Source organism: Streptomyces jeddahensis, from assembly GCF_001642995.1.
Lineage (GTDB): Bacteria > Actinomycetota > Actinomycetes > Streptomycetales > Streptomycetaceae > Streptomyces > Streptomyces jeddahensis.
Genome location: NZ_LOHS01000109.1, coordinates 22,877 through 30,699 on the forward strand (window position 1 = coordinate 22,877; position 7,823 = coordinate 30,699).

Here is a 7,823-nt window from a genome sequence, read left to right on the forward strand (position 1 = left end):
GTCAGGCGCGCACCCACTCCTGCCAGCGCTTCGTCACGGAGTCCTGGTTCCTGATCCACCACTCGACGTCCAGGTCGAAGCCGGACAGCAGGTGCCCGGGGGTGCTCGGCAGGTTCCTGGCGGTGGCCTCGGAGAGATGTGCGTAGGCGGTCGGCACAACAGGACCCAAGGGATAGATCCGGGCGAAGTCCGCCTGCACCTCGGGTCGCAGGGCGAAGTCGATGAGCCGGTAGGCGGCGTCGGGATTGGCGGCGCCTTTGGGGATTCCGTAGCCGCTGCTCTGCCTGCGGGCGCCGTTCCACACGTAGGCGAGTGGGGCGCCGCGCTTGATCAGATCGTCGAGGCGGCCGTGCCAGACGCTGGAGGCGACGACCTCCTTGCGGTCCAGCATTTCACCCGGCACAGCGCCGTTGTCCCAGAACGTCCGCACAGAGCCCTTGATCTCGTTGAGGGCTTTGAAGGCACGGTCCACGTCGAGGGGGTAGAGCCGGTCAAGCGGTACACCGTCGGCGAGGAGGGCGAACTCCAGCTCCGGCGGGCCCGCGTCCGAGCTCTGCAGAGCGCGGCTGCCCGGGAATGCCCCGGTGTCCCAGAAGTCCGCCCAGGATTCGGGCTTCTTCCCGTCGAAGGCGTCAGTGCGGTACGCCATGACGCTGGCCCAGTAGTTCCTGCCGACGTAGTGGGAGGCGAGCAGGAACTCGGCGATGCCGACATTCCTTGCGTTCTTCAGCCGGTCGTAGTCCAGTGCCTCGATGGCGTCCTCCCGCTCGAGACGGGCGAATGCGATCGCCTCAATGTCAATGACGTCGAACTGTGGGCGGCCCTCCTTGATCTGGGCGAGGATCTGCGCGTACCCGGGGATGTTCACCACTCTGACCTGGATGCCGGTCTCCTTGGAGAACGGGTCGTAGACGGCCTTCCGGTTCGCCTCGCCGTAAGAGCCGCCGATGTCGCGGACGACGAGCAGCTTGGGGTTCTGGGTCCTGGTGGCGTTCCGGTCGGTGCCGGTCCCGCACGCGGTGAGCGACGTGGCGGCGACGCCTGCCGCAATTCCGCCGACTCCACGCAGGAACGCTCTGCGGTCGACTCCGACGTCTGTCACCGTCTGCCTCCTGTGCGGCTGCGTTCTTATAGGTGTGTATCAGGAAATATCGTCGCTTTATAGATGTCGCATGGAAGAACTGTCGCAGTCCTGCGGAGCTTCGGAGTGCCCCATCTGCTGCCGCCCACCGTGCCGCTGAGGCGTTCTGGCGTGTTCCGCCGTGGGTGACAGGCCCGCCTCCCTCGATCGCATCTGTGCCGACGAGCCCTCGGAGCGACCGAATCCATCTCATTGATCGATATTTTCGCCCACCCGGTGAGGTCAAGTAAGGCTTGCCTTATATGCTGACATGGCCCCTTCGCCTCACTGGCGTCCAAGGGCCGTACCGTCTTCTCCCGCACGACAGGACACCCATGCGTACGAACTCCCGTGCCCTCTTCGCGGCGCTTGCCCTCACACCCCTGCTGGCCGGCTGTTTCGTGTCCGGGGAGGGGGGCTCGGGTGCGGATGCCGAAGGTGGATCGGCGGGGCGGCTGAGGGTCGCGCTCGCGGTCCCGCCCGTGCAGGAGCTGTCCCCCTACAGCAACGACGCCACCTTGCTGAGCAAGCTCTCCGTCGCCGAAGGACTCACCGCCCTGGACAAGAACGGCGCCGCAGCCCCCGCGCTGGCGACGTCCTGGAAACAGACCAACCCCACCACCTGGACCTTCGAGCTGCGCAAGGCCACCTTCCAAGACGGTACGCCGGTCACCGCCGAGTCTGTCGTCAACGCCCTCGACCACGCGGACGCCGCAAAGCCCAAGCCCCGCGTCCTCAGCGACGTCACGCTCACCGCTAAGGTCGACGACGCCGACACGGTCACGATCAGCACCAAGGCCGCCGACCCGGTGCTCCCGCTGCGCCTGGCCAGCCCGGCGCTGGCCATCCTCTCGGCGAAGGCGTACCACAAGGACGGCACCGTCAGCCCGGTCGGCACCGGAACGGGCCCCTTCAAGATCACGAAGCTCACCGGAAAGACCGAGGCGTCCCTCGACCGCTACGACGGCTACTGGGGCGGCAAGGCCAAGGCGCCCGGCATCGACGTCACCTGGATCGCCGACGGCACCGCCCGCGCCAACGCCCTGCGAAGCGGGGACGTCGACATCGCCGAGTGGATCCCCACCGCACAGGCCAAGCTGCTGGACGCGAAGACCCGTCACGAAGTGCCGTCCGTACGGACCGACAGCCTCATCCTCAACACCGGCAACGGCATGTTCACCGACCCGGCGCTGCGCGCGGCGGCCCGCGAGGCCGTGGACGGCTCCGCGCTCGTCGACTCCGTCTTCGGCGGGTACGCCGACCCCGCGCAGGGCCTGTTCGGACCTGCCGTGCGCTGGGCCGCCGACAAGCGCGTCGACGTCACCGGCCGCGCCAAGGCCGCGACACCCGCACAGGTCAGGTCCAAGACGAAGGGCAAGGTCCTGCGTCTGGCCACCATCACCAACCGCGCGGAACTGCCCGAGGCCGCCACCGTGCTGCAGCAGCAGCTGGAGAAGGCCGGTTTCACCGTGAAGCAGGACGTGCGCGAGTACACGCAGATGGAGGCCGACCTCCTCGCCGGCAAGTACGACGCCCTGGTCTTCTCCCGGGTGACACTTCTGGACACCGGCGACGCGGTCGCGTACCTGGCGAGCGACTACAAGAGCGACGGCGTGTACAACATCGCCCGTCTGAAGGACCCCAAGGTGGACCAGGCCATCAAGTCCGCCGCCGAGGAAAGCGACACGACGAAGCGCCAGCAGAAGATCATGGCCGCCGAGGCGCAGATCCTGCGCACCGACGCCGTCATACCGCTGGTCCACGAGAAAGTCATTCAGGGCATCGCCACAAACGTCGAGGGCGTGCTCCTCGACCCGCGGGAGCGCTCTCTGATCGACGTCGACACCCGCCTGAAGTAGCAGCAGATGAGTGTCACGTCGGTCGGGGCCGATGCCCGCCCGGCCCAGTGGCGTGCGGGCCTCGGCCGCCTCGCCGCCGGGTCCCGCGCGGGCCTCGGCCGCCTGGCAGCCGGGGTCGCGCTGCTGACGGCCGTGGCCCTGCTGCCCTGGCTGTCCGGGAACGACCCCGCGCTGACGGTCCTGCGGGCCCGCTCCGCCGACCAGGATCCGACCCCCGCGCAACTGGCCGCCGTACGTGAGCAACTGGGGTTGGACGAAGGGCCGTTCACCCACCTCGTGCACTGGCTGGGCGGGCTGCCGCGTGGCGACGCGGGCACCTCCTGGGTGTCGGGCGAACCGGTCCTGCCCCAGGTGACGGCCGCCTTCGCGGTCTCCTTCACGCTGATGCTCGGCGCGCTCGTGGTCACGATCGCGGTCGCCGCACTGGTCAGTGCCCGCACGCTGTATCTCGGATCCCGGCGACGGCTGCACCGGCGGAGAGGGGCCACCGGGGCCGCCGTCCTGGCCGCCCTGCCCAAGTTCCTGCTCGCCTCGCTGCTCGCCACCGTGTGCGGGGTGTGGCTGGGCTGGTTCCCGTCCAGCGGCTGGGAGGGACCGTCGTCGATGGTGCTGCCCGCGCTCGCTCTCGGTGTGCCGTCCGGGGCGATGATCGGTGGTCTACTCGACCAGGCGCTGCCCGCCGCCTTCCACGAGCCGTGGGCCCGGACCTGGCACGCCTACGGGTTCACGTCCGGTCACATCGCCCGGCACGCACTGCGTCGCACGCTGGCCGGTGTGCTCCCGCAACTCCTGCCGACCGTCGTGGCCCTGGTCGGCGGTGCCGTCGCGGTGGAGAAGATCTTCAACATTCCGGGGCTCGGCCGCCTCGCCCTGGACGCTGCCATCGCTCAGGACCTCCCCCCTCTGCAGACCGCGACACTCGTCCTGATCCTGCTCGGCATCACCGCCGGCCTCCTGATCCAGGCCCTGCGTCGCGCCCTGCTCGGCCCGGCCCTGCGGGACGGAGCGCTGCCCGCCCTGCATGCACCGGCCCTCCCGCGAAGGCGCTCCAGCCGCTGGGCCGCCGGGGCCTGTGCCATCGCCCTGCTCACCCTCGTCATCGCCGGACTGCTGCGCGATCCCCTGCACGTGGACACGGCGGCACGGCTGCTCCCGCCGTCAGCGGCACACCCGTTGGGCACGGATTCGCTCGGTCGTGATCTGCTGGCCCGGTTGGGCCACGGGGCGCTGCGTACGGTGGGCGTGGCCCTCGCGGTGACGGCGGTGTGCACCCTCACCGGGCTGTTGCTCGGCATGGCGACACAGGTGGGCGCGGGCCTGACGGAGGCGGTGTCGACGCTGCCGGCCGTCCTTGCCGGACTGCTGACGACCGCGGTGACCGGCCCGTCGGTGTGGGGTGCAGCGTTGGCGGTCTGCCTGGTCGGCTGGACCCCCTACGCCGCCCAGGCCGCGGCCCTGCTCGAACAGGAGCGCGCCAGCGGCCACATGCTCGCGTCCCTCTCCATCGGGGCCGGCCGTGGGTATCGTCTCCGCCGTCACCTGCTGCCCGCCGTACTGCCCGCGGTACTGCGCAACGCCCTCCTGCGCCTGCCCACCACGGTCCTCGTGCTGGCCTCCCTCGGCTTCCTCGGGCTGGGTGAGCAGCCGCCCACCGCGGAATGGGGCCGCCTTCTGTCGGAGAACCAGCCGTACGTGGAACTGGCGCCCTGGGCCGTACTCGGCCCGGCATGCGCACTCGTCCTGCTCTCCGTTCTCGCCGTGTCCGGCACGGCCTCGGGACGGAGCGGACCCCGACGAACGGCCGACCGATGAGACACAGGCGGCCCGGGCGTCAGGCGGAGGGCGCCGGTTCGTAGTGGAACCAGTCGAATGCGACGGTGCCGTCGGTTGCGTACATACCGATGACGCGCCCGGTGAAGCCGGTGGCGACCTCGGTGGACAGGTAACGCCCCTCCAGTTCGGCGAGCGGTTCCGCGCCCGGGGCGTCGGGGTCGCCGAGCCAGAAGGCGATGGTGTCGGGGCCGGTGGGCTCGATGCCGGCGAACTCGGGGGAGGGGGACACGATGTCGGTGGTACGGACCGTCACGGCGAGGGTGAGCGGGCCGGGCGGCACCGGGCGGCGGGCCACGGTCTGGCGCAGCGGGCCGATGCGCGCGATGACACTGACTTCTCCGTCAGCGGCCTCCAGGTCGTAGTGGTGGGCCTCGTCCATGCGCACGCTCAGGCCGCCCCGGCCGGTGCCCGGGTCGAGCAGGGCAGCGGCACGGCAGTCGTGGTGCTGCTGACGGTGGCCGACAAAGGTGTAGCCGGGGCGGTCGAGGGTGGGGCCGGTGGCGGTGAGGGTGAGCCAGCCCGCGCGCTCGGTCAGCGACCAGGAGTCGTCGGGGCGGGCGTAGGGCGAGATCCAGTGCGGCGCGAGCGTGGGCGCGTCGAAGTCGTCGCGAGCGGGCAGGGCTGGGAAGGGGTGCCAGGCGCCGGCGGGCGCGGGGTGGCGCTCGGGCACAGGCGCGACGACGGGCCAGCCGTCCTCGTCCCATTCCACGGGGGTGAGGAAGGTTTCGCGGCCGAGCACCTGGAAGTTGGGGGTGTAGCCGCGGGGCCGGGTGCCGAGCAGCACCATCCACCAGCTGCCGTCGGGTGCCGTGACCAGGTCGGCGTGGCCGGTGCTCTGGATGGGCCGGTCGGTGCCGCTGTGGGACAGCACGGGGTTGGCCGGTGCGCCTTCCCAGGGGCCGCGCGGCGAGCGGGCCCGGGCGATGGACACAGCATGGCCGCGTTCCGTGCCGCCCTCGGCGATCAGCAGGTACCACCAGTCGCCGATGCGGTACAGGTGCGGGGCCTCGGGCCACTTCAGGCCGCTGCCCGACCAGGTGGGGAAGGGCCCCTCCAGTACCTCGCCCTTGACCGGGTCGATCCGGGCGAGGTGGATGCCGGGTACGGTGAAGGCGGCCCAGCAGGTGCCGTCCTCCTCCCATGCCAGGTCCGGGTCGATACCGGGCAGGTCGATCCACACCGGGTCCGACCAGGGGCCCTCGGGCCGTTCGGCGGTCACGATGAAGTTGCCGCCGCCGCTGACGTTGGTGTTGATCACCCAGAAGCGGCCGTCGTGGTGGCGGATCGTGGGGGCGTAGAGGCCGCGGGAGGCCATGGAGCCGGGCACCGGCAGCGGCAGTTGCCCGGGGCGGTCGAGCACGTTGCCTATCTGCCGCCAGTGCACCAGGTCCTTGCTGTGGAAGATGGGCAAGCCGGGGAAGTACTCGAAGCTCGAGCACACCAGGTAGTAGTCGTCACCCACCCGGCACACGCTGGGGTCGGGGTAGAACCCGCTGATCACGGGGTTGTCGTACGTCCGCACAGGGTGTGGTCCCTTCAGAATGCCGGGGGCTTGCCGATCTTGCCGGGGTTGATGATGTCATGGCGAAAAACCCCGCCGCGGCGCTGGACCGCATGTCGCACCACGGAAGCGACATGAGGGGGATGGGCAGAGCACCGGCCCCCGCCGTGAGGTGCCAGAATGGCGGGCGACAGCATGCGAGGGAGGGGGAAGGGCGACCGTGCCGGACAACCGAGCGGGAAGACCTTCGACGGACGAGCATGGCGAGCGCGGCGAGGGACCCGCATCGGTGACGATCGCGTACATCGCCGAGTCCGCGGGGGTCTCGGTACCCACCGTGTCGAAGGTGCTCAACGGCCGGTCGGGGGTGTCGGACGAGACCCGGGCCCGCGTCGAGGAACTTATCCATCAGTACGGTTACCGCAAGCCCCCGAAGAGCCGGAGCAACCTGGTGGAGCTCGTGTTCCGGGAGCTGGAGAGCATGTGGGCCGTGGAGATCATCCGCGGTGTCGAGCGAGTGGCCCGCAAAAACCGCATCGGTGTGCTGGTGTCGGAGTTCGGCCTGCATGACACGGCGGGCATGACCATCGACGACACGGTCGGCCGGCGCCCCCGGTGCGTCCTGTCGGTGGCGCAGCTCTCCGTGGCGGAGCGGGAACAGCTGAAGGCGAAGGGCATCCCGTTCGTTGTCTTCGACCCGGTCGACGAGCTGCCCGATGACGTGCCGTTCGTGGGTGCCACGAACTGGAGAGGCGGTCAGATGGCGACCCGGCATCTGGTCGAACTGGGGCACCGGCGCATCGCCATGATCAGCGGGCCTGATCATCCCTTCTGCCTCGCCCGGTTGTCCGGTTACACGTCAGCTCTTGCGGAAGCCGGCCTGCCGTGGGAACCCGATCTGGTGGTGAAGACCCAGCTCACGCGAGAGCATGGGTACGCCGCGGCGCGGGAGCTGCTGTCCCGCCCCGATCGCCCCACCGCCGTGTTCACCGCGAACGACATGCAGGCGCTAGGTGTCTACCAGGCCGCGCGCGAGTTGACTTTGCGTATCCCGCAGGATCTCAGCGTGGTCGGCTTCGATGACGTACCGGCCGTGGCCTGGGTGGACCCGCCCTTGACCACCGTTCATCAGCCGCTGGCCGAGATGGCGGCAGCCGGCACCGAGCTGGCCCTGGCGCTCGGCCGCGGTGAGGAAGTGCCGCAGGTGGGACTGGAGATCGCGACCACCCTCACCGTCCGGGGGAGCACGGCTCCGCCGAAGGAGGAGTGAGGTCACGCGGGAACGCGGGTGCCCTGGTTGCCGGGGAGGTGGCAACCAGGGCGAGGGGCCGGTCGGTCAGGACGTTCGTGCCGTTCAGGTGCCTTCGTCACGCCCCACGGCCTGCCGACGACTCCTGACGTCGAACACCCGGTCACGGCAACTGGGGTGTCCGTGATCGGAGTCAGACCTCACTGCGGGTCGCCGTAGATGACTCCGCGTCCGTTGGTCCCGAAGTAGACGCGGCCGTAG

General features: G+C 70.1%; 5 protein-coding genes. 3 read left to right on the forward strand and 2 right to left on the reverse strand.

The features are described 5' to 3' along the window. Position 1: 1 nt before the first annotated feature. The gene (locus STSP_RS25615) at positions 2-1,102 is read right to left on the reverse strand and encodes an ABC transporter substrate-binding protein (protein ID WP_067282658.1); all 1,101 of its coding nucleotides are present in this window, start codon (positions 1,100-1,102) and stop codon (positions 2-4) included. Between the two features lie 353 nt (positions 1,103-1,455). Between STSP_RS25615 and STSP_RS25620 the strand changes: the two genes are divergently transcribed. Beyond that, a complete protein-coding gene (locus STSP_RS25620; RefSeq protein ID WP_067282661.1) occupies positions 1,456-2,979 on the forward strand; it encodes an ABC transporter substrate-binding protein in 1,524 nt (507 codons plus the stop codon). A gap of 6 nt (positions 2,980-2,985) precedes the next feature. Continuing rightward, on the forward strand, positions 2,986-4,791 hold the full coding sequence (locus STSP_RS25625) for an ABC transporter permease subunit (RefSeq protein ID WP_078067498.1): 1,806 nt from the start codon (positions 2,986-2,988) through the stop codon (positions 4,789-4,791). 19 nt (positions 4,792-4,810) lie between these two features. Here the strand turns inward: STSP_RS25625 and STSP_RS25630 are convergent, their stop codons facing one another. Further along, positions 4,811-6,334 carry a glycoside hydrolase family 43 protein gene (locus STSP_RS25630; RefSeq protein WP_067282663.1) on the reverse strand — a complete coding sequence of 508 codons (1,524 nt, stop codon included), beginning with the start codon at positions 6,332-6,334 and terminating at the stop codon, positions 4,811-4,813. Positions 6,335-6,602: 268 nt separating this feature from the next. On the opposite strand from STSP_RS25630, the gene STSP_RS25635 reads away from it, so the two are divergent. Continuing rightward, positions 6,603-7,583, forward strand: coding sequence for a LacI family DNA-binding transcriptional regulator (locus tag STSP_RS25635; protein ID WP_198547438.1), 981 nt, complete (start codon positions 6,603-6,605; stop codon positions 7,581-7,583). The last annotated feature ends 240 nt before the right edge of the window (positions 7,584-7,823 follow it).